The sequence below is a fragment of the Asticcacaulis sp. genome (genome assembly GCF_051956075.1).
Lineage (GTDB): Bacteria > Pseudomonadota > Alphaproteobacteria > Caulobacterales > Caulobacteraceae > Asticcacaulis.
This window is the reverse complement of record NZ_JBQCGA010000016.1, coordinates 1-21610: the sequence shown is the minus strand read 5'-3', so window position 1 is coordinate 21610 and position 21610 is coordinate 1. Positions and strand designations below refer to the sequence as shown.

Genomic DNA, 21610 nt, shown 5'->3' with positions numbered 1-21610 from the left:
GGTTATCGTGGCGCCCGCCGGTTCTCCGGCGGGCGTTTTCACGCGCGCATCGCCCGGACGACGCGCCGTTCGCCGCGTTAGGAATTCAACAACCTTAATCTGACACCTTGGCCGCAAGCCGTCTTAACCCTCGGCGCGGAATGATTCTGCGCGCCGTCGGAAAGACGCATAGGACGATAACTTTCAGTCAGGTATCTTTCAGGGGCTAATTATGCTGAAACCCAGCGCTTCTTCGGGTGGTTTGAAAATTTCAAACTGGTCGTTCACCATCAAGTTCATGGCGCCCGCCGCCATTGCGACCGCCATGATCGCTGTTCTGACCGGCGGCGCCGTTATGGTCATGAACGGCCAGGGCAAGACCATCGACCGCATCAACAATGTGGTGCTGCCGCAGGTGCAGGAGCTGGGCGACATCAAGGCTGGGATCAAGGAAGAAAACGGGCAACTGTTCCGAGCCCTGACGCTGAAGGCCACCGACCCGACGGCCAACGCCTCTGACAAGGTCAACACGGTCGCCGCCGATCTCGGCAAGATCGGCGACCGCGTCAAGAAGGACTCCGCCGCGACGCAGGATCCGGCGCAGAAGAAGCTGCTGACCGACCTGGGCAAGGAGATCAAGACCTATAAGGAAGCCGTCGAATTCGCCGGTTCGGTCATGGATGTGGACTTCACCTCGGTCCCGCCGCTGATGTCGCAGTTCGACGACGGCTACGCCAAGATGTCGGCGCTCAGCGATCAGTTGATCAAGGCCAATATCGCCGCTGCCTCGAAGGCCGCCGAAGACGCCAAGGCCGCTCAAACCACCGGCGTCAGCCTGCTGACCACCTTCGCCATCCTGATGGCCCTGGTGTCGGGCGCCATCGCCTTCCTGTTCTCGCGCGTCACCGTCACCGGCATCAACCGCATCGCCAAGACGACCGAGGAACTGGCCAAGGGCAATCTTGAGGTCGATATCTCCGCTCTCGCCCGCCGCGACGAACTGAAGAGCGTGGTGGACAGCCTCAATGTGTTCAAGTCGAACGCCGAGGAAAAAGAGCGCCTGATGGCCATCGAGGCCGCCACCAACAAGACCCGCGAGGAGCGCGCGCGCCAGATGGCCGAACTGGCCGAACGCTTCCGCCACGAAGCGCAGGACATGCTGGACGCCCTGTCCTCCGCCGCCTCGGACCTCGACGCCAACGGCCGCACCCTCCTGACCATCGCGCAGGAAAACGAGCGCCGCTCGCAGGACGCCGTGGGCTCGATCCGCAATTCCGCCGACAATGTGCAGAACGTCGCCTCGGCGACCACCGAACTGTCGGCCTCGATCGGCGTCATCGGCGACCAGGCCGTGCGCTCGGTGGAGATCGCCGCCGAAGCGGTGTCGGAAGCCGACCGCACCAATGACTCGATGGCCGAACTGAGCCGCGCCGCCGACCAGATCGGCGAGGTCGTGGACCTGATCAACGCCATCGCCCAGCAGACCAACCTGCTGGCCCTCAACGCCACCATCGAATCGGCGCGCGCCGGCGAAGCGGGCAAGGGCTTCGCGGTCGTGGCCTCCGAAGTCAAATCTCTGGCGCAACAGACCGCCAAGGCGACCGATGAAATCCGCGAGCGCATCAAGGACATCCAGGCCGCCGCGCAAAACGGCGTCGGCGCCATCCGCGGCATCGGCGAGACGATCAAGCACATGAACGAGATCGCCGCCTCGATCGCCGACTCGGTGCATCAGCAGGGCGACGCGACCAACGAAATCGCCCGCAACGTCAACGAAGCCTCGGACGGCACCTCGATGGCTTCGTCGTCGGTGTCGCAACTGTCGGCCTCCGCCGCCGACACGGAAAAGGCCTCGACGGAAATGCTGGCCGCCGCCACGCAACTGACGCAGCGCACCGAAGCGATGAGCGAAAACATCCGCCGCTTCCTGGCGGAACTGACCGCCGCCTGATTGCGGCCTTCACCCTGATCCTGATGAGAGGCGTCTTCGGACGCCTCTTTTTTTGCGCGCGGCCCGCTTCCGTAACTGTCGAAACTTTTTTTATTGCGGCGCCGTAAATTGTGACAGCGATTCACGCGGCATTAAATACATGCGCGTATAAGCTTCATTCAGGCCAGAACAACGTCGGGATGGATCGCGACGGGCCCTTCTTTCAATCGTATCCAAATGCGTAAATATCAGGAAAGTTTGCAAAATGCAGAAGTCCGTTTCCAAGACCTGGCTCGTCGCCGGCGTACTGGGTCTCTCCGCCGCTGTTTTCGCCACCCAGGCGCTGGCCGATTGCGATGACGGTCAGGAAAACATGGTTGGCAAGGCGATCGCCGCCGCCGCCTCGGCCAAGATCTCCAGCATGATCCCGAACCCCGGCAAGCAGATGATCAACCTCGACACCTGCGACGTCGGCGGCGGCGGCCTCATGGCCGACTTCAAATACAATGTCATCGGTTCGGACGGCCTCTACTGGGTGTCGGGCCACGCCAAGGTCGCGGGCGGCTCGGTCACCGAACTGAAGCTGACCTCGCTCAGCTCCAACCTGGCCGCCGCTTCGGCCAAGGCGGGCGTGAAGCTGGCCTCGAACTAAGCTTTCCTGTACCGGATATGAGAAAAGCGCGGCCCCGTCCGCGCTTTTTTTATGTTTTTATCGTTTCAGATGCGACCTTAACCTGCGCTCGTAGCTATGTAAGGGTTTCAGCCTACTGCATTTACCTTGTTTAAAATTATGTATCCTTTGAATTTACTGAATATTTTTCAGTTTGTCCTAGGATAGGCCCATCCTGAAGAAATCAAGGAGGGAAACATGATCAAACAGGTTCTTATCGCGGGCGTCGCCGCCCTGGCCCTGAGCGCCGCTGTCGCCCACGCCGGCGAATGCAGCGAAGATCAGGAATCGACCGCCGGCATGCTGGCCGCAGGCGTCGCCAAGACCGCCGTCAGCAAGGTCGTGCCGGTAACCGGCAAACAGATGGTCAATGTCGAAAGCTGCGACTTCCGCGGCGGCGCCTACAGCGTCGATTTCAAGTACAATTTCCTGGCCGCCGACGGCCTCTACTGGATCGAGGCCAACGCCAAGTTCAATGGCGACGGCTCCGGTTCGTCGATCAAGGTCAATGGCAAGAGCCCGAACATGGCCGCCGCCGAAACCAAGGCTGGCGTCAAGCTGGCCTCGAACTGAGCCCGTCCGGCGCCCAAAAACAAAGCCCTCCGCGATGGATCGCGGAGGGCTTTTTCGTGTTCGCAAGCGTCAGCTATTTGCGCTGAAACGGGCGATAGTCCTGAGGACGACTGACGACGCGCTCCTCCCGGCTATGTCGGGGACTGCCGAACAGGCCGCCGAACAGGGCGAAGGACGTCATGGCGTGTTGTTTCTTGTCTTGGTCTTGCATGGTTTGCGCCTCCTTTTCCAAATGCGTTGGACAAGAAGACGCGTCGCGGCTCGCAGGGGTTCTCACCCTCTCAGTCGTCGTCGCGTCGATAACCATACTCTCCCCAAACAGGGGAAATTGCAAGAATTAATCCGAATACGGACCAATTAATTTTTACATGAAATTATATTGTGCTGTTTTTAAACATTTTATTTGAGTTCAGGCTCGCATCAAAATCATAAAACGCCGCACAATAGGAATCTCGCCCGCGATTCACCGGACGGCAACCCTCCTGTGTCATAACGGAGATGAGGCCCAAAACGGGCGGCCCCTTAGGGCGTATGCACGGAGCGTCGCATGATCAAATCGGCCATTGTCCTGGGCAGCGCGATTTTCTGCGCCGTTCTGGCCGGGACCGGCGTGCTGTCGCTCGACCCCCATCCCGAAATTCCGGCCAGCGCGGCCAGCGCCAGCGTCGCAACCGCCGTGACCAATCTGTCGGCCACGGTCAGCGACAGCCACATTACCGCCATTCCCAAGGCGGCGGACGGCCACTTCTGGGCCAACGCCTCGGTCAACGCCCATGCGGTGCGCTTTCTGGTCGATACCGGCGCCACAGTGGTCGCGTTGACGCCGCAGGACGCCCAGCGTCTGGGCTTCGATCCGGCTTCACTCGTCTATAACCGTAAGGTCACCACCGCCAACGGCGCGACCGACGCCGCCGCCGTCACCTTGAGCAGCGTGTCCGTCGGCCAGAGCGCCGTGCAGGACGTGCAGGCCCTGGTGCTGAAGGACGGGCTGACGACCTCCCTGCTCGGCATGAGCTATCTGGGTCGGCTGTCGCGCATCGAAGCAACGCCGTCCAGCCTTATCCTGCACCCATAGTCGCGGCGTAGGCCTCGCGACGCGCCTCGGCGGCGTCCTGCGCCGCGCGCACGGCGTCCACGGCGCGATCCAGCACCTCAAGGCCCGCCCCCGGCGCAATCGAGTCCACGGTCAGGATGCGCCGGAACGCCCGCGCGCCGGGCAGGCCGTGCATCAGGCCCAGCATGTGCCGCGTCATGTGCGCCATCGGCGTTCCGGCCTCAAGCTGCGCCTGCATGTACGGGCGATAGGCGTCCAGCGCCGCGAACGGCCCGACATCGTCGCCCGCTTCGCCGAAAATCCTGCGGTCCACCTGACCTAGTAGCGCCGGTTCGTGATAGGCCGCGCGCCCCAGCATGACGCCATCGACCTGCGCCAGATGCCCCTCCGCCGCCTCCAGCGATGCGACGCCGCCATTGATGATGATGGTCAGATCGGGCCGCGCGCGCTTCAGTTCATACACCAGTTCGTAATCGAGCGGCGGAATGTCGCGGTTCTCCTTGGGCGACAGGCCTTGCAGCCAGGCCTTGCGCGCATGGACGATGAAGGTGGTCACCCCGGCGGTCGCGCACGCCTCGACCAGCGCGAACAGCGCCTCGCGCGGCGCCTGATCATCCACGCCGATACGGCATTTCACCGTCGCCGGAATGGGCGCAGCCTCGCGCATGGCCTGCATACAGTCGGAGACAAGCTGCGGCTCACGCATCAGACAGGCGCCGAACGCCCCCGACTGCACGCGATCGCTGGGGCAGCCGCAGTTGAGATTGACCTCGTCATAGCCCCAGTCCGCCGCAATCCTGGCGCACTGCGCCAACTCATCAGGATCGGAGCCTCCCAGTTGCAACGCCACCGGATGCTCAACCGGATCAAAGCCGATCAGACGCTCCCGGTCGCCATGGATCACCGCCTTGGCGGTCACCATCTCGGTATAAAGCAAGGCCCGCTTCGTCAGCGCCCGATGAAACGCCCGACAATGCCGGTCCGTCCAGTCCATCATGGGCGCGACGGAAAACCTTGAACTTATATTATTTCGACTTTTTTGTTCTTTTTCAATCATTTTGCAACTTATCAACAGTATCGGTTTTTGCTCGTGCTGTACCATTTCCCCCTATTTTCTTGCCAAAAGTACAGCAATGCTGTACCTTTGTTGCTCATGCTGTACCGCCAGGAGACGACATGGGAACGATCGTTCCAAGAAAACGGAAAAACGGCACCACCGCCTATCACGCTCAGGTCCTTATAAAGCGTGATGGCAGGATAGCCTACCGTGAAACGCGCACCTTCGACCGCAAGGCTGCGGCAAGCGCCTGGATCGATAAGACTGAAGAAGCTCTGCTGAATCCACGAGCCCTTGACGAGGTGCGCCAGGATGACCCGCCCCTACGCTTCGTCATCGACCGGTACATGGCAGAATCGAAGAAAGCGATGGGGCGGACCAAGACGCAGGTCCTCAACACATTGAAGGACGAGTACGAGATCGCCGACCTTGCATGCAGCGCGATCAGCAGCGCGGACATTACCAGCCTGGCAACCGACCTTGGCCGAACCCGCCAGCCCGCGACCGTCGCTAACTACCTGTCGCACCTGGGCGCCGTATTCGCCATTGCGCGCGCGGCTTGGAGATATCCGCTTGATCCCGCCGTCATGAAGGATGGTCATCTCGTAGCAAAGAAACTGGGACTGACCGGTAAGGGCAAGGAGCGCGACCGCCGCCCCACGCTGGCCGAACTCAATGTCATCCTCACCCACTACCAAACAAGAGAGCGGGAGGTCGAAATGCTGCCGATGACTAAAATCGTGCCTTTCGCTATCTTTTCCACACGGCGCCAGGAGGAGATCGTCTCGATCCGATGGCCAGACCTGGACGAGGACCACAGCCGAATACTGATCCGGGATATGAAAAATCCGACTGAGAAGGTCGGGAACAACGTCTGGGTCGATATCCCACCGGAGGCGATGAAGATCATCAAGTCCATGCCAAAGATCGAGGATCGCATCTTCCCCTACACCACCGACGCCGTCAGCGCGTCCTTTACGCGCGCCTGCCAGTTTCTTGGTATCGAGGACCTGCACTTCCACGACCTGCGCCACGACGGGATTTCGCGCCTGTTCGAACTGGGCCTCAATATCCCGCACGTCGCGACCGTCAGCGGGCATAGATCCTGGCAAAGCCTGAAACGCTATACCCATATCCGCCAGCCGGGAGACAAGTACAAAGGATGGGAATGGCTCAGCATCGCTACGGCGCCGCTCAAAATTAAGGGCGAAAAGCCTTACGCATTACCCCGGTTCAAACCCACCGCGCCGCCCCCCCGCCTTCCGCCGGAAACCAAAACCCGCTCCAAGCCAACCAAGGCCGTCGCCGATCCGCCTCGCAAACGAGGCAGACCCCGGAAAGAGCGTACCTTCAGCTGATAACCGGCGTAAGACGGCGGCAGCCTTGCATTCCGCTGACAAGAACCTCAAATTAGGCAGCGCGGTGGCGAGCGTCGTCATTTTTATGACGATCCTGGTCTTGCGGCATCTGTTCAATTTATGCGCAGCGCGTCAGGAATGGACAGAAGCAACAGTTGCGGGAAAGTCGACTCACTATCGCCCTGAGCTAAGGGCACAACCCACACAATCCAATGATTGCCCCCTATGCCGGCCCTGCCATTGACCTATAAGCTTGCCCATCTTTGAGCATATGGGTCGGGTAGAAGTTCCGTCCTCGGTGTCAACGTCATATCAACCCCAGCGTCCGCAAAAGAGACATCTGACACCTGAAGCCCCGTCCAAAACAGCGCCAGATCTTTGTCGGCGGTGCAGAGTTGCGTATTCTCATTAGGGAACTGGGCAAATGCCTGCACCAAAATTTCGAGCGACTTCAGATCGCAAACCGCATTGTAGGCATCCTCGACTCGGTATTTCGGCCTGAACTTCAATAATCGGCGCGCGGGGCTTTTGCCGTTCGGCACCACCAGGGCACTCAGGCATGCCAGCACTATCAGGCGCTTACGTTTTAAGCCATTGCGATCAGCCGCAGCCAATATATCCTCCCATCGGGCATCCATACGCTGGCGTCCGACCGGAGCGGAAAGCCAGGGCGCAATCTCGGTCAAGAAGGCGATCTCGTTTGCGATCGGCACCCGTAGGTCGTTGATTAATCCTAACACGCCATGGAGCGTGTGAGGGCCAACCATAAGCTTGGCATTCGGAAGCGCCGCCTGGATTTTCGACGTCGCCTCCAAGAGCTGCAGCTCGACTAGAGGCGGGGTCGGCACCGATCGCGTATTCCCTTCGAAGGCATAAAGCACGGGGTTCAGACGAACAGGCAAACCTTCGTATAGGTCCAAAAAGTCGGCAGCCTGGCTGACCGCCCGACCACCGGCAAAACGCCCGACCAGCAAAGTTACAACGTTCCGGTCTAGGAAAACCATGGCATTTTCGCGGGTACACGCCAGCGCCGAGGGCAGCCACCCGCCTCTAACCAAAGCAATCGCCTGCGCCGTAAAGTGTGTATCCATAGTGCTCGACAGGTTGGCGAACCCGTCAATATTCAAGTCCTTCGCGTCGGTCTCAAGGATCTTCGCATTCACCATCCGTAGAGGAACAACCAAGCGACTGGCGGGCCTGGCGGCCTTCAATTCGTCGTAGCCAAGCGGCACCACATCGACATCGGTCAAGCGCAATGTCCGGCCAGGACCGCCATCGGGCCCAACATGCTCCTTGAACCCAAAAGCGACTATGCCCTTTGGGCGGGCATCAGAGGCTGGAGTCGGATTACTGTGCATTATCTATAACCGCTCCACGGTCGATATTGATGAAACAACCCCCAAGTCGTACCGTGCCGATGCTCGCATTGGGGTGGGACCAAATGGCCTATGTGATAGATGATGCCTTATGGAGATTAATCAACGCCGCCTATAGTCATTTGCCACCCGATGGCGACTGGCTCCCGATCCTCGCTCGGCCGGTTACAAAGCCCGGCGCCGGCTTAAAAAAGCACGTCGGCAAATTGGTCGACGCCGCAGCAGCAGCCGTACACGACGGGGAGACCAAAGCCGCTCTCAACCTGCTGGCTCTCGCCTTCCATGTAAACGCGGAAGAAGCGCGGGCGAAGACCGGCGAAAACGGGCTGTTTCGGGCATCAAAAAGCGATTTCAGGGCCACGCATATTGCCACGGTCGTCGCCGGACTGCTCGGTCATGCTCGTGCAACGGAGCTGCCTGACCCCATTATTGAATACCTTCGATCAACAGGCAACCTGCTGAAGCTCGGCGCGGCCGTCAGCCGTCTGCATAAATCGCTCATCCAGTTTTTGAGCCGCAAGAAGTTTTTGGGCGTGAAATCCATCCTCGCCTATGCCGATGCCCTGTTCATGTTAGAGCACTCCGGGAAGTTCTACGCCGACAAGAATACTGTTCAGGGCTATACCAAGGAGGATATCGCTGAAGCCGCGTCGTTTATCCTCCACTTGCAAGATAAGAGAGGTGGTGTTGGCGACGTTGATTTCGGCTTTTCCGACGATGAAGCGATAAGCGACGGCTTATATGCCAAGATATTGATCAAAGCCTGCAAGATCAGACAGTATTGTGAGGCAGAGATTCTGATCGATGCGTTTGATTATCGCTGTGAATTAAAAAAGCGCGCGGCTTCAATATCCGCCCCTTACCCAGAGTTAGAGCAAAGCATTAAGCTTGGATACATCCAGGCTGAAATGGCCAAGGCGGCCGCTCCTTTCATCCGAATACAAGGCATTCGGCAGGGGGAGGTTTCTCTCATCTCGGTCGCAAATGAGATATATCAACGGTCGTCTGACCAGATCGTCGAAAGGCGCGATTTTCCTACCCCCCGATATGTGTTTACGTTTCCGGATGCGCCCGCATTCCGCGACATGATCAGGTATGACGGTCTAACGATTGAAGAGAAGATCTACGTCCAAGAGATAACCTCCGACGAACACACCAATTGGGAAGAATTGAGAGATTTTGAGCTAGTCCCCAACCTCACCTTCCTCGACCTGCTCAAGGTTCACCGACTTTTCAGCTTCATCTCCCGCTTCAACGCGAACACATTCAAAGCGAACATCGCCGAGGAGCCGGACGTTGTCTATCGGTCCCTGATCCCTGTATTCAGAAATGAACAGTTCAGGCGCGTCCTCGAAATCGCGCTTCCGGCTGAAAAAGTCGACGACGCCTTGCGTCTTTTGACTTGGAAAAGCGGCGATGTCGGCGTCCTGGATATCCAGTACCGCCCCATCATTGAAGGCCCGACACACCTGATGGTTCCGATGAATATAGCCGGGACCGCCAACTGGTATCGCAACCTGACCTATACGTCCAAGCGACGCGTGATAGAAGATGCGAAAGAAGAAGGCGCGTCGAAGGCTTTGGCTGCAGCGTTAGCCGGCGAAACAAGCTGGGTGCGACGGGAATACAAGACCAAATTGAACGGCAAGACAATCGAAGTCGACGTTTTGTGCCGCTTGGAAGATACGCTGTTCGTATTTGAATGTAAGCACGCGTTTTTTCCATGCAACAGATTCGAGTTGCGTACATCATATAAGCATATTCAAACCGCGTCGAAACAGCTGACACGAATTGTCGATCTGTTGCAGGCCCCCAAGACGGAACTTGAATTGTACAAGCGTCTCGGCTGGCCGGCGACACCCGCCAAGTCTATCGTCACCTGCATCGTTTCCTGTAACGGTATGTTTCCTGGGCTTCGCTTAAATGGTCATCCGGTGCGACGGATCAGCGAACTTGTGAATATGATCGAAACCGGAGACATAAAATTCATGCAGGCGCGAACGATTGACACCGACACCGGCCCCGACGCCGAGGTCTCCGATGCGTTTGTTCACAGTATGTGGGACAGTGATAAGCTCACGGCGTCATTTCTAATTGACTATATTAAGAACGATAAGCTCAACAACATTCATTTTGATTCATTGATTGACGTTGATATCCAATGGCAGATCGATGACTTCACGCTGACCCTTCACACCTATGCGATGGACCCCGAGAAAGCGGCCACCGCTTTCCGTCCCGCGGGCGAATAGGCTCCCGATCGCAGCCCCTGGCGCTCATATTGCCTCGGTATCTCCGAGCGGAAAGATGTGCATGACCAGCACTGAATCCGACCGGCCTATTGACATTTTCCAAATATTTAGAACAAAAAGGGAACATATTTTCATTTTGCCCGAGATGATATGCTTCAGAAGGAACCATACCAGTGCCCGCGTCCGTCAAGCCCTCCATTGCCGAAATGCGCGACCGGATTCGCCGGATGGAAAACGGGGCTGCGCGCAACTGGCCCGCACTCCCTTTTGGTATCGCGGAAATTGACCGGCGGCTGCCGGGTGGCGGCCTGGCTTTAGGCTGCCTGCATGAGGTCGCTGGCGGAGGGTCCGGCGCCATTGATGGCGCCGCCGCGGCCGCGTTCGCCGCCGGCATTGCCGCCCGAACAGAGGGTCAAGTCATGTGGTGCCTGACCAAGGCCGACCTGTTCCCCCCAGGGATTGCCGATGCAGGTCTAGGCCCTGAACGATTGCTGCGCGTAGTCGTCGACGACGACAAAGCGCTCCTTCTCAGCATGGAGGAAGGTTTACGCCATGGCTCGCTTTCCGTCGTCGTCGGTGAGGTGACACGCCTGGACATGACCGCATCACGCCGCCTGCAACTGGCCGCCGAAAGCACAGGCACCATGGGCATTGCCCTGCGCCGCTGGCGCCGCGAGGTTGACGCCGCCGATTTCGGCCAGCCCACCGCCTCCCGGACCAAGTGGCGCGTGACGGAGGTCCCCCCGGAAGCCCTGCCCGTCAATGGCGTGGCCCGAGGCCGATGGCTGCTGGAGTTGTTGCGAGTTCAAGGCGCCGAATGCGCCGATTTCTACGTGGAGGCATGCGATGAACAGGGTTCTGTCGCTCCATCTCCCGTTCTGGCCGACCGATCGGCTACGACGGGCTATGGGGCAGGCCGCGCCAGCGCGTGACCTCCCCCTGGCCCTAAAGGGAACGGATCGCGGCAAGCGCATCATCACCGCCGCCGACGATCTCGCACACCACATCGGTGTCCGCCCCGGACAGGCCGTCGTGAAAGCCCAAGCACTCTATTCCGATCTTTTGCTGATGGACGCCGAGCCGGATGAAGACCGGGAGGCGCTGGAACGCCTGGCCATTTGGGCCCTTCGTCTCTCCCCAGTCGTAGCCGCCGATCCGCCCGACGGTCTGGTCATCGACACCACCGGCGCCGACCACCTGCACGGGGGTGAAGATAAGATGGTGGACGCCATCGTTGCGCGTCTGGCCGAGACCGGGATTACGGCCATCGCCGCCCTGGCCGACACCCACGGCGCCGCCCATGCCCTCGCCAGATTCGGCGGAAAGGCGCGACTCATCGTGCCCGCAGGCCAGACGGCGGACGCGATTCTGCCCCTCCCCGCTGCCGCTTTACGCCTGCCACCGCCACTGATCGATACCCTGAAAAGCTTAGGCTTCGATCGGATTTCGGATCTGGCCTCGAAACCGCGCGCGCCGCTCACCCTGCGCTTTGGGCCCGAACTCGGCCGGCGTCTGGACCAAGCATTGGGCCGTTTGGTCGAGCCAATCAAGTCGGCGCGGGAAGTGCAGTATATCGAAATGCGCCAAATCTTCGCCGAGCCCATTGGCGCCCCCGAAACTATCGAGCGCTATACGCGGAAGCTGACGGTCGATCTCTGCGATGCGCTGGAAGTGGCCGGCCTCGGCGCGCGGATATTGGACCTTCTGTTCTATCGCGTCGATAACCGGATTGAGTCCGTTCGTGTTGGAACCGCCAAACCGGTCCGCGACGTCAAGCAGCTCTCCCGGCTGCTGTGTGACAAGATCGAGACCGTCGATCCCGGATTCGGCATCGAGGTGATGACCTTGACTGCAACGGCCGCCGAGCCACTCTTAGTCAAACAGGTGGGCGCCGCCTTCGCTGGCGCGCCCAAGCCGGAGGTCGGCGGGCTGGTGGATATCCTGACCAACCGACTGGGGCAACGTGCGATCGACCGTCCGATGCCGGCCGCAAGCGACCTGCCTGAACGCTCGGTCGCCTGGGCCGAACCCAACTCGGAAATCAAGCAAGGCTTTCCCAAGGAATGGAAGCGGCCGACCCGCCTGCTGACTCGCCCCGAACCTATAGAGGTCCTGGCCCTGCTCCCAGACCATCCCCCGCGCGCCTTTACCTGGCGCGGCCTGCGCCATCGCGTTGCATCCGGCGATGGCCCGGAACGCATTTTCGGGGAATGGTGGAAAAGCGACCCTGAGCTCGAAAGCGTTCGCGACTATTATTACGTCGTCGACGATACCGGCAAACGCTACTGGGTGTTCCGCGATGGCGACGGCGAATTCGATGATACCGGCAAACAGGGCTGGTACATGCACGGCATATTCGCATAGAAACAACCGCTCGACAGACTCGCACTCAAGTCTATCGGCTAGGCATTCGCATGAACGGCGACGATCGGTTTCAAAGCCACACGATTGAAAACTTGGGTGTAAATCTGATTTTCGCCCTCCATTTCAAGCGTGACGACAAGAGCAAAGGCAGCGTTGTCTTCAAGCCCGTCCGCTTCCCTCTGCACTTCGATCTCGAAGTAGCCATCGGCGGCCAACCCGGCCGCCTTGTCACCGTCCCAGCGCCGATGCACAACGGTGCCCTTGTGGGCTTGCTTCGGGTCTGGCTGAGCCCCTGTAGCCTTCATCCCGGCCGCCCCAAGCTGGCTTGGCTCGTTTATCTTCATCCGCACTGCCCGGTAGGCGACGGCTCCCGGCTTCGGGGGGGAAAACCAAGCCAAGGTCGCACTTAAGCCATGAGCCTGCGCCTTACCGGACATGGCGCCCGGCCACGGAACTCGGAATTTAACACCCTGGTCCTGTTGAAGCCCGCCAACCGCCCAAAGCGTCGCCCGATCATCGGCACAATCTATCAACCGCTCAGGATCATAGGCGCCAAATCCCAGATATCGGCGGATATTATCCTTCTGCCGGTAGTGCTGCTTTGCGTCGGCGGGCCCAAGAACCTCAAGGATCAGTTCCCGCGCGTGCGTCCATTTTGCACCATGCACCAGCAACGCCTTGAGAAGCACCGCCCGTTGGACACTGGGTAAAGTCACAAAATTTGGATACGCCGCCTCTAAGGCTTCATGGGCGCGGGCGGCAACACCTGTCACCTGGGCTGCGGCAACACTTGTACCTATCGAACGCGCCACGGCATTGGGCCCCAGGGCAGCTGGTGGAGGCGGCGCCGCCACAGAGATACCGCCAAAAGCGGCCGCGTTCGTCGTTAAGGGATGCTGACGATGATGCGCACCGGCAGACGCAACGCGGATATGATGTCGGCCGCCTGGCGCCAGTATTTCAGGCTTTGTAGCGCCGTTCATTCCTGGACCGAGGCCGCTCGAAATAGTGCAGAGCCCTGAATCAGCCAAGACATCAAACGTGAATGCTGGCAGGGGGTGCGGATGTGTGTATTCGTCCGAATGCAAGGCCCCCACCGTCACCGCGTTCATCGCCTCAGCGGGCGCGAGGATGCGCCTCAGGGCGATTTGCGATGCGCTTGCCCCGAGCGTCACCCGAAGCTTTTGATCAGCGTGCAGGTCCTCGTAGGCGACAGCGGTGATATCTGGCACATCCAGATGATCAGCGTGGTTTCCTGCACTTATGACAAACAAAACTCCATACCGATTGGAAAGATAGTCGACCACACGAGCCCAACCAGACATTCGACCCGAAAACGGTTTGTTCGGATCGCCCAATGAAGCATTGATCAGAATCACATGGGGGGCAGTGGGCGCGTTCGGGCCCTTCATACGGGAAAGCGCAATCTCGAATAGATCGGCAGGCAATCGATCCGGGAACCTTTCCTGCACATCCGGTTCAGCCGGCGCGTAGAGCATATTCAAAAAATACACCGGCCGTTCCAGGGCACGTTGCCAAGGCTGGTTTAGGTCGCCGTGGACCACAGCGGACGCCATTGCCGTACCATGCCGCCTGGCGCCGACCGACAAAGGCTCAAGGTCGAATGGGTCATCGAGGCTCAGTTTCCCGACCAGACGCGGATGCCCCGACATTGGGACCGCATCAAAAATCGCTGCAATTGGGTCACCGTTTAGCGCGGTCCCCGGCTGACCAGGCCCCGCCTCCACGGCTTCGAACGGGGAAATGTGGAAAATGCTTTGCGGACGAATCTGAAGGATCGCCTCAGAACCAGCAAGGCCGGCAGACGCCTGTTCAGGTACTTGCCTGCTTTCTTGAAGGGCCTGCACCAAGGCGGCAGCAGGAACATCTGCCAAGAGCGCGTGATACCCCGCGCCCGCTATACGCTTCGCGGAAAGAACCGTCCCCCCGACCGCTTGGATGCGATTTCTCGCCGCGGTCTCGACAGGATCACCAACCTGGCGAAAGACCAATTCAACTTCGACCCGTATTTCTGCTCTACCAGATTGCGCCTCTGTCTCAAGGATATCAAAATCTGCTGCACTAATCCGGTCCTGCGGTCCCCATGGTCTGATATCACGCAGTTGCGACAAAAGCAGCTTCCAGGCACTGAAGCGTGGCGGAACTTGGCCCGTCGCCCGCCAATTGCGCCAGAGGGTGACCAGGTTCCGCAACGCCCCTTCAGAGGGGACCATGAGATACATGGCCGGGCTCTTGTCGAGTTCATCGGGGTCGAGATCTTCCGCCCCCAGAAACTCTAATCCCGGTACGAGACGCACTGCCTGCTCGAATTTCAAGACACTACCGGTGAGTTCAAACACAAGTAACCGCTCAGGCGCCAGAGCCGAGGGATCTGCGCGTATCTGAAGGACAGGTGTATTGGCATCCAGTTGTTGACTGAGTCGCGTCAACCTCAGCCCGCCCGGCGTCTGTGCCTGAGCGTCAGGTCCTAGCTTACGCGGAATCGGTGCGCCGCCGCCCGTTTTCCGCTTGATTGGATTTCCCGCGTCGAGCCGCAGGAGCGGTTGCTTCGATGGATTCGCCATTCGTTTCAGGCTTAATGCGCGTCTTCCAGAGCTTGAGCTCTTGCGCAAGCACGCCTTTCAGCGTCTCGCCCCCCTGAGATAGTATATGTCTACGCCGGATATTCTGACAAAACTCAAATACTTCCGCGAAGCTTGTCTTACCCAAAGCTTTCGCAACGCTCTCAGCGGTCATACCAGGATTCTCGGCCCACGCTTCAAAAAAACGATCAACCAATACCGCAACTGCGCTTTCTGGTGGGGTGGGCATATCGATGCGCAGCTGAAAACGCCGCCAAACGGCGCGGTCCAGCAGTTCGGCGTGATTGGTCGCCGCCACAACTACCACGTAACTGGGTAGCTGATCGATCTGCATCAGTAGGAAGGAAACCACACGCTTAATTTCGCCGGTCTCGTGAACGTCACCGCGCTCCTTCCCAAGCGCATCGAACTCGTCAAAAAATAGGACACACGGTGTTGCCCTGGCATACTCAAACAAACGCCCCAAGCGCGCGTTTGTCTCACCAAGATAGGACCCGACGAGTGCGTCATAACGGACAGTCAGCAGAGGCACAGATATGGCCTCAGCCATGGCTTCAGCCAAGGATGTCTTTCCATTTCCAGGCGGTCCGGACAACAGCACGCGATGCCGCGGCTGCATCCCTTGAGATCGCAGCAAATCCGCGCGGTGTTGTTCCTGAATCAGCTGTCTTGTTAGTTGCTCCGCAGGAAGGGTCAGCAGCAGGCTGTCCAGATTGGCGCGAGGTTCGGTCTCAATTACGAAATCACGTCCACCCGTGTTCGGACGCTTCAACTCGCTGGACGCCGTGACGGGCACAGACTGCAAGGCGCGATGAAGCCTGTCCGCCAGGACATGGTGGCTCTTGGCACGCTCCTCAGCGACAATAGCCTCGACCGTGGTCATCAGGGTCGATTTATCGCCGGAAGCGCCTGCCTTGACCAAAGATACAAGGAGATCACTTCTCGCCATCAGCCGCTCTTTTTCCTATCAATTTGGAATCATTATCATACGTCGGCAAACTTGGGAATCCCCACCAAGCATCAACTTGGACCGTCTCCCTCTGTGGTGGACTCGCCGCGCGTTGAAACGAGTAGGTTGACTCTTTATCCCATAAAGAACAAAAAGGGAACATTATTATCCAAACTTGCCATTGCGGGCGCAAATAAGCCGAGCACATTCGTTAGCTCACTGCTTATTCCGCAACCAAACCGATATGCAAATAGTATGGTGACGAGATGTGTGGACGCTACGGAGGACCGAAAAGCCTGGAGGTCTATGCCGGTTTCCAGCCGATGAAAGCTCCTTTCGACGGTGTGACACTTCAGCTCGAATATTCGATCGGGCAGATGGCCCCGGTCTTTGCGCGCGACCGCGATGGGCAGGTCGCGGTACAGCTTATGCGTTTCGGGTTGATCCCCCACTCCTGGAAATCCGCCGCGAAAGAGTGGCGATATTCCACCCAAAATGCGCGTCTGGAAACCGTCGCGACGAACGGCTCCTTCGCCCGGTCCTGGGCGCGCGGTCGCCGTTGCATCGTTCCGGCCCAATGGGTGGCCGAACGCCTTGGTGTCGTCGACATACCCGGCGGTAAGTTGCAGGCGGACTTCCACGACAGTCAGGGCCGCCCTCTGGGTCTCGCTGGCCTGTGGGATTGTGCGGATACGAGTGAAGGGCACCTGCTGTCGTTTGCCCTGATCACACGTGAACCGGGTCCGCGGATGGCCAAGGTTCACCCGCGCGAGGTCTGCATCCTGAAGCCAGAGCAATGGGCACCATATCTGGCGGGCGATCAAACGGTCGATCTCGCCGCACCCTGGCCAGATGACGCCTGGACTGTCTACCTGCCCAACGCCTCGCGCAAGCGTATCGAACAAGCCTCCCAGGATCTGTTTGCGCCACAGAGCGCGGCCTAATGCGGGGCGAAAATCATGATCGAAAATAACCGCGCCGCCCGCCCCCATTACGGTCTCGTCTTCAAATACATCGAAGGCCTGCGCGCCGGAGATATGACGCGCAGCGCCGTCGAAACGGCCTTGCTGGCGATGCGTCCTGATCCGACCCTGTCTTCGTCCTGGGCCGATCTGCCTGACTGCCTGGCCATGGCGCTGAACCGCGCGCGTTCGGGAGCCATCGAGTTGTCCGAGGCAACAGCCCTGGTGCTTCGCATCCTCGCGGCGGGATAGCCGTGGCCGTCGCCTACGCAGAACTTCAGGTCACCACGCAGTTTTCGTTCCTGCGCGGTGCGTCTTCGGCGTCCGAACTGTTTACCCGAGCCAAGGAACTCGGCATCGACGCCTTAGGCGTGGCCGACAGAAACACCATGGCCGGAATTGTGCGCGCCCACGTCGCCGCAAAGGAGGCCGGCGTGCGCCTGGTGGTCGGATGCCGCCTTGACCTGACCTGTGGCACCTCCCTCCTCGTCTACCCGATTGACCGTGCAGGATATGGACGATTGTGCCGGCTTCTGAGCCTGGGCAAGGGCCGCGCCGGGAAAGGCGAATGCGACCTCGGCTGGGAGGATGTACGTCATTACGCCGAAGGCCTGATCGCCATCCTGGTTCCCGATTTGCCGGACGCCGTGACCGCCGCCAATCTGCGACGTCTGAAGGAGATATTCGGCGATCGGGCCTATCTGGCTCTGACCCTGCGACGGCGGCAAAACGACCAGATGCGATTGCTGGCCTTGTCGAACCAGGCGTCGCAGGCCGGTGTCCCTACCGTGATCACCAACGATGTCCTCTTCCATGACCGTGCGCGACGCAAACTTCAGGATATTCTGACCTGCATCCGCCACGGTACGACCATCGACGATGTCGGCTTCGCACGTGAGCGCTTCGCTGATCGCTATCTGAAACCGCCGGAGGAGATGGATCGCCTGTTCAACACCTACGACCACGCCCGGCTCCGCTCGCTCGAAATCGTCCGGCGCTGCACCTTTTCAATGGACCAGTTGCGCTATCAGTACCCCGAGGAAAAGGTACTGAAAGGCATGACCGCCATGGAGGCGCTGAAGCGCTATACATGGGAAGGCGCCAAGCAAAGATATCCCGAAGGCGTACCCGACAAGGTCATAGGCCTGCTGAAACACGAGCTCGCCCTGATCGAAAAGCTCGAATACGCGCCCTATTTCCTCACTGTCCATTCCATCGTCCGATATGCCCGATCGGAAGGCATCCTGTGCCAGGGTCGTGGCTCCGCGGCGAACAGCTCAGTGTGTTTTTGCCTGGGCGTCACCTCGATCGACCCGGAGCGCAACGACCTGTTGTTTGAGCGGTTTATCTCCGAGGAACGGAATGAGCCGCCCGACATCGATATCGACTTTGAACATGAACGTCGCGAACAGGTCATTCAATGGATCTACGACACCTATGCCCGTGACCGGGCCGCCCTGTGCTGCGCCGTCAATCGGTTCGGCACCAAGCAGGCCCTGATCGATGTTGGCAAGGCCCTGGGCCTTCCGGGCGACCTGATCAAAACCCTATCTTCAGTGGTCGGTAGCCGGTGGGGCCAGGACATCCGCGATGAGGATCTCCTTCAGGCCGGCGTCAACATCAAGGATCGCCGCATACGTCTGACTCTGGAACTGGTGGCCGAACTTCAGGGCGCGCCCCGCCACCTGTCCCAGCATCCCGGCGGGTTCGTCCTGACCGAAGACCGCCTGGACGAGCTGGTGCCGATCGAGCCGGCGCGCATGGAAGACCGCCAGATCATTGAATGGGATAAGGACGACATCGACACCCTGCGCTTTATGAAGGTGGATATTCTGGCCCTGGGCATGCTCACCTGCATCCAGAAAGCCATCGACTATATGCGCGACCGCAAAGGCTTGGGCTATGACCTGGCCACCATCCCGGCGGAAGACCCACGCACCTACGCCATGATCCGCAAGGCCGATACCCTCGGCACTTTCCAGATCGAGTCTAGGGCGCAGATGAATATGTTGCCGCGCTTGAAGCCGCGCAGCTTCTACGACCTGGTCATCGAAGTGGCCATTGTTCGCCCCGGCCCGATCCAGGGCGACATGGTGCATCCCTATCTGCGGCGCCGGGAGGGCAAGGAGCCGGTCGTCTTCCCGAAACCCGAGCTGGAGAAGGTGCTTGGGAAGACGCTCGGCGTCCCGCTTTTTCAGGAACAGGCGATGCGGGTGGCGATCGAATGCGCCGGCTTTACGCCAGGCGAGGCCGACCAGCTCCGGCGCAGCATGGCGACTTTCAAATTCACGGGCGGCGTCTCGAAATTCAAGGACAAGCTTCTCGATGGTATGGTGGCCAACGGCTATGACCAGGAATTCGCAGAACGTACCTTCTCGCAGCTGGAAGGCTTTGGCAGTTACGGCTTCCCCGAAAGTCACGCCGCCTCCTTTGCTCTGCTGGCCTATGCCTCCTGTTGGATTAAGTGCTGGCACCCCGACATCTTCTGCTGCGCGCTTCTGAACTCCCAACCCATGGGCTTTTACCAGCCGCCGCAGATCGTCAGGGACGCCCAGGAACATGGCGTCGAAATCCGCCCCGTCTGTCTCAATGCGTCCCGGTGGGACTGCACCCTTGAACCCACGGGGCGGGAGGACCGCTTCGCAGTCCGCCTGGGTTTTCGCATGATCAAGGGCCTGAAGAATGCCGACATGGCGCGCCTGGTCGCCAACCGTATGGAAACCCCCTTTGTCAGCATCGACGACCTCTGGCGACGGGCGAAGGTGAAGACGGCCGCTCTCGTCAAGCTGGCCGATGCCGACGCCTTCGGTAGCCTGGGCCTGAACCGGCGCGATGCGAAATGGGCTATAAAGGCGTTACGCGACGACCCTTTGCCCCTGTTTGCCGCCGGCGGGCTGCTCCAGGATGAGGCCGTACCGGAGTTTGACGAGCCCGCGATCGAACTGCCGCGCATGACGCGCGGCGCCGAGGTCGTGGCCGACTACAACCATGTCGGCCTAACCCTGCGGGAACACCCTGCATCCTTCCTTCGCGCGGACCTGGCGGCCCGCAACATCAAGTCCTGCCGCGAAGCCGCCAACCTGCCCGATGGCCGGTACGTCCAAGCGGCCGGCATGGTTCTGGTCCGGCAACGGCCAGGCTCTGCCTCAGGCGTAGTATTCATCACCGCCGAAGACGAAACCGGTATTATCAACATCATCGTCTGGCCAAAAACCTTCGATCTCTATCGCCGCGCCGTGCTGGCATCGAGCTTCCTTCTGGTGACCGGCACCATCCAGAAGGAGGGCGAGGTCGTTCACCTGATTGCCCGCAGCCTGACAGACCTGTCTCATGAACTGGCCGCGATCGGCGAACGTGAAACGCCCTTTCCCGCTAAGTTCGGCCGGGCTGACGAGTTTGCTCACGGCAGTCCGGGTGTCGATCACCGCACTAAGGTCGCGCCGGCCGCCCTGCTCAGGGCGCGGAATTTCCACTGAACCGGTCCGTGGACGTAAATACGGGCGCCAAACGGCGCAATTGAGGTCATATTTATTCAGATTAAGTATGTGTACTGCGCGGGACCGCGCGTTTCAGTGTCGTAAGTTTCTAGAGAATCCTTGAGGTTTTACAGAAAATGGCGCATATAAGCGTGGTTGCAGAGACGGACCTTAGGCAACAGCTCGCCCGGAAACGGGTTCACACCCAAGTGTGGAATATGCAAGAAGCGTCCGATTCAGACTGAAAAAAAGACCCCGGAAATGTTGCGTTTTTGCTACCCATGCGGCGGGCTTCAGCGCTCTATCCACCAGACGTCGTGGACAACGACGCTCACTCTCCAGTCCCGGTCAAACCACCCCGTTTGATCAGGCCGATCAGCTTGCATACAGACCATCGCTCATGAGGTTAGGCGTAGACCCGGGTTTCGATCGCCGTGCGGAAAAGGCCCTCGGCGGTCGGTGTCAAAAGTCCAGGCATGGGCTCGCAATCCAGCCAGGGCCGCCATTCTTCAGGATGCAACATGATCGGCTCCCGCGTGTGCAGCCCCTCCATGTCGGGGCCGTTGCCGCGCGTGAGAACCGTGAAGGATATGACCTCGCCCTCCGCCGTCGTAGCCCGGTCCCATAAACCGGCCAGCACCATCGGATGATTGTCGCCACGCCGAATGCAATACCTGTCCTTGACCTGCTTGGACTTCGGAGCTTCAGGATTCAACAGCTTCCATTCCCAGAAGCTGTCCACCGGCACCAGGCAGTGTTTGGACTTCCAAGGGCTGCGGAAGCTCGGCTTTTCAAACGCCTCCTCAATCTTGGCATTGAACGTCGTGGCCTTCCATTCCTTTACAGCTCCCTTGAAGAACCCCGGGTGTTGATTTCCACTTAGAACTGACCCATTAGGCGGCATAATTTCCACTGAGAATTGACCCATGTGAAACTCTCCTCGTTGTCAGACAGCGAGGGCCCTCGGAGTGATAGACATGGCATTATTGAGCGTTATCAGGCGCTGG

At 59.4% G+C, this 21610-nt stretch carries 17 protein-coding genes; 11 read left to right on the top strand and 6 right to left on the bottom strand.

From position 1 onward, the window contains the following. Nucleotides 1–211 precede the first annotated feature (211 nt). From ACTHLA_RS04515 to ACTHLA_RS04505, 3 genes are all read left to right on the top strand, one after another. Complete coding sequence (locus ACTHLA_RS04515) at nucleotides 212–1930, top strand: methyl-accepting chemotaxis protein (RefSeq protein WP_440185893.1); 1719 nt, start codon at nucleotides 212–214, stop codon at nucleotides 1928–1930. 244 nt (nucleotides 1931–2174) lie between these two features. Beyond that, nucleotides 2175–2561, top strand: a complete 387-nt coding sequence (locus ACTHLA_RS04510; protein WP_440185892.1) for a hypothetical protein — start codon at nucleotides 2175–2177, stop codon at nucleotides 2559–2561. A gap of 216 nt (nucleotides 2562–2777) precedes the next feature. Then, nucleotides 2778–3152 carry a hypothetical protein gene (locus ACTHLA_RS04505; RefSeq protein ID WP_440185891.1) on the top strand — a complete coding sequence of 125 codons (375 nt, stop codon included), beginning with the start codon at nucleotides 2778–2780 and terminating at the stop codon, nucleotides 3150–3152. 73 nt (nucleotides 3153–3225) lie between these two features. Here the strand turns inward: ACTHLA_RS04505 and ACTHLA_RS04500 are convergent, their stop codons facing one another. Further along, a complete protein-coding gene (locus ACTHLA_RS04500) occupies nucleotides 3226–3363 on the bottom strand; it encodes a hypothetical protein (protein ID WP_440185890.1) in 138 nt (45 codons plus the stop codon). A gap of 336 nt (nucleotides 3364–3699) precedes the next feature. On the opposite strand from ACTHLA_RS04500, the gene ACTHLA_RS04495 reads away from it, so the two are divergent. Further along, a complete protein-coding gene (locus ACTHLA_RS04495; RefSeq protein WP_440185889.1) occupies nucleotides 3700–4227 on the top strand; it encodes a TIGR02281 family clan AA aspartic protease in 528 nt (175 codons plus the stop codon). Here the strand turns inward: ACTHLA_RS04495 and dusA are convergent. After that, nucleotides 4211–5263: a tRNA dihydrouridine(20/20a) synthase DusA gene (gene dusA, locus ACTHLA_RS04490; RefSeq protein ID WP_440185888.1), complete on the bottom strand. Its 1053-nt coding sequence runs from the start codon at nucleotides 5261–5263 to the stop codon at nucleotides 4211–4213. The two genes, ACTHLA_RS04495 and dusA, sit on opposite strands and share 17 nt — an antisense overlap. A 119-nt stretch (nucleotides 5264–5382) precedes the next feature. Between dusA and ACTHLA_RS04485 the strand changes: the two genes are divergently transcribed. After that, a complete protein-coding gene (locus ACTHLA_RS04485; protein WP_440185887.1) occupies nucleotides 5383–6621 on the top strand; it encodes a site-specific integrase in 1239 nt (412 codons plus the stop codon). A 245-nt stretch (nucleotides 6622–6866) separates the two neighbouring features. Here ACTHLA_RS04485 and ACTHLA_RS04480 read toward each other — a convergent pair whose 3' ends face one another. Continuing rightward, complete coding sequence (locus tag ACTHLA_RS04480) at nucleotides 6867–7871, bottom strand: hypothetical protein (RefSeq protein ID WP_440185886.1); 1005 nt, start codon at nucleotides 7869–7871, stop codon at nucleotides 6867–6869. A gap of 137 nt (nucleotides 7872–8008) precedes the next feature. Between ACTHLA_RS04480 and ACTHLA_RS04475 the strand changes: the two genes are divergently transcribed. From ACTHLA_RS04475 to ACTHLA_RS04465, 3 genes are all read left to right on the top strand, one after another. Then, a complete protein-coding gene (locus ACTHLA_RS04475; RefSeq protein ID WP_440185885.1) occupies nucleotides 8009–10249 on the top strand; it encodes a hypothetical protein in 2241 nt (746 codons plus the stop codon). Between the two features lie 173 nt (nucleotides 10250–10422). Further along, nucleotides 10423–11181 carry an ImuA family protein gene (locus ACTHLA_RS04470; protein ID WP_440185884.1) on the top strand — a complete coding sequence of 253 codons (759 nt, stop codon included), beginning with the start codon at nucleotides 10423–10425 and terminating at the stop codon, nucleotides 11179–11181. After that, on the top strand, nucleotides 11156–12613 hold the full coding sequence (locus ACTHLA_RS04465) for a Y-family DNA polymerase (RefSeq protein ID WP_440185883.1): 1458 nt from the start codon (nucleotides 11156–11158) through the stop codon (nucleotides 12611–12613). The genes ACTHLA_RS04470 and ACTHLA_RS04465 overlap by 26 nt, the downstream gene beginning before the upstream one ends. Before the next feature lie 38 nt (nucleotides 12614–12651). Here the strand turns inward: ACTHLA_RS04465 and ACTHLA_RS04460 are convergent, their stop codons facing one another. Continuing rightward, nucleotides 12652–14973: a S8 family peptidase gene (locus ACTHLA_RS04460; protein ID WP_440185882.1), complete on the bottom strand. Its 2322-nt coding sequence runs from the start codon at nucleotides 14971–14973 to the stop codon at nucleotides 12652–12654. A gap of 133 nt (nucleotides 14974–15106) precedes the next feature. Beyond that, nucleotides 15107–16165 carry an AAA family ATPase gene (locus ACTHLA_RS04455; RefSeq protein WP_440185881.1) on the bottom strand — a complete coding sequence of 353 codons (1059 nt, stop codon included), beginning with the start codon at nucleotides 16163–16165 and terminating at the stop codon, nucleotides 15107–15109. 266 nt (nucleotides 16166–16431) lie between these two features. Between ACTHLA_RS04455 and ACTHLA_RS04450 the strand changes: the two genes are divergently transcribed. The 3 genes from ACTHLA_RS04450 to ACTHLA_RS04440 are packed head-to-tail and all read left to right on the top strand — an operon-like array spanning nucleotide 16432 to nucleotide 20603. Continuing rightward, nucleotides 16432–17109: an SOS response-associated peptidase gene (locus tag ACTHLA_RS04450; protein ID WP_440185880.1), complete on the top strand. Its 678-nt coding sequence runs from the start codon at nucleotides 16432–16434 to the stop codon at nucleotides 17107–17109. 15 nt (nucleotides 17110–17124) lie between these two features. Further along, nucleotides 17125–17379: a hypothetical protein gene (locus ACTHLA_RS04445; protein WP_440185879.1), complete on the top strand. Its 255-nt coding sequence runs from the start codon at nucleotides 17125–17127 to the stop codon at nucleotides 17377–17379. A 2-nt stretch (nucleotides 17380–17381) separates the two neighbouring features. After that, the gene (locus ACTHLA_RS04440) at nucleotides 17382–20603 is read left to right on the top strand and encodes an error-prone DNA polymerase (RefSeq protein ID WP_440185878.1); all 3222 of its coding nucleotides are present in this window, start codon (nucleotides 17382–17384) and stop codon (nucleotides 20601–20603) included. Between the two features lie 406 nt (nucleotides 20604–21009). Here ACTHLA_RS04440 and ACTHLA_RS04435 read toward each other — a convergent pair whose 3' ends face one another. Then, a complete protein-coding gene (locus tag ACTHLA_RS04435) occupies nucleotides 21010–21531 on the bottom strand; it encodes an SOS response-associated peptidase (protein WP_440185877.1) in 522 nt (173 codons plus the stop codon). Nucleotides 21532–21610: the final 79 nt, after the last annotated feature.

What these genes read in the sequence shown, in the direction of transcription:
- ACTHLA_RS04515 (WP_440185893.1), top strand. Translation starts at nt 212, where the DNA reads ATGCTGAAACCCAGCGCTTCTTCGGGTGGTTTGAAAATTTCAAACTGG.
- ACTHLA_RS04510 (WP_440185892.1), top strand. Translation starts at nt 2,175, where the DNA reads ATGCAGAAGTCCGTTTCCAAGACCTGGCTCGTCGCCGGCGTACTGGGT.
- ACTHLA_RS04505 (WP_440185891.1), top strand. Translation starts at nt 2,778, where the DNA reads ATGATCAAACAGGTTCTTATCGCGGGCGTCGCCGCCCTGGCCCTGAGC.
- ACTHLA_RS04500 (WP_440185890.1), bottom strand. Translation starts at nt 3,363, where the DNA reads ATGCAAGACCAAGACAAGAAACAACACGCCATGACGTCCTTCGCCCTG.
- ACTHLA_RS04495 (WP_440185889.1), top strand. Translation starts at nt 3,700, where the DNA reads ATGATCAAATCGGCCATTGTCCTGGGCAGCGCGATTTTCTGCGCCGTT.
- dusA (WP_440185888.1), bottom strand. Translation starts at nt 5,263, where the DNA reads ATGATTGAAAAAGAACAAAAAAGTCGAAATAATATAAGTTCAAGGTTT.
- ACTHLA_RS04485 (WP_440185887.1), top strand. Translation starts at nt 5,383, where the DNA reads ATGGGAACGATCGTTCCAAGAAAACGGAAAAACGGCACCACCGCCTAT.
- ACTHLA_RS04475 (WP_440185885.1), top strand. Translation starts at nt 8,009, where the DNA reads ATGAAACAACCCCCAAGTCGTACCGTGCCGATGCTCGCATTGGGGTGG.
- ACTHLA_RS04465 (WP_440185883.1), top strand. Translation starts at nt 11,156, where the DNA reads ATGGGGCAGGCCGCGCCAGCGCGTGACCTCCCCCTGGCCCTAAAGGGA.
- ACTHLA_RS04455 (WP_440185881.1), bottom strand. Translation starts at nt 16,165, where the DNA reads ATGGCGAGAAGTGATCTCCTTGTATCTTTGGTCAAGGCAGGCGCTTCC.
- ACTHLA_RS04450 (WP_440185880.1), top strand. Translation starts at nt 16,432, where the DNA reads ATGTGTGGACGCTACGGAGGACCGAAAAGCCTGGAGGTCTATGCCGGT.
- ACTHLA_RS04445 (WP_440185879.1), top strand. Translation starts at nt 17,125, where the DNA reads ATGATCGAAAATAACCGCGCCGCCCGCCCCCATTACGGTCTCGTCTTC.
- ACTHLA_RS04435 (WP_440185877.1), bottom strand. Translation starts at nt 21,531, where the DNA reads ATGGGTCAATTCTCAGTGGAAATTATGCCGCCTAATGGGTCAGTTCTA.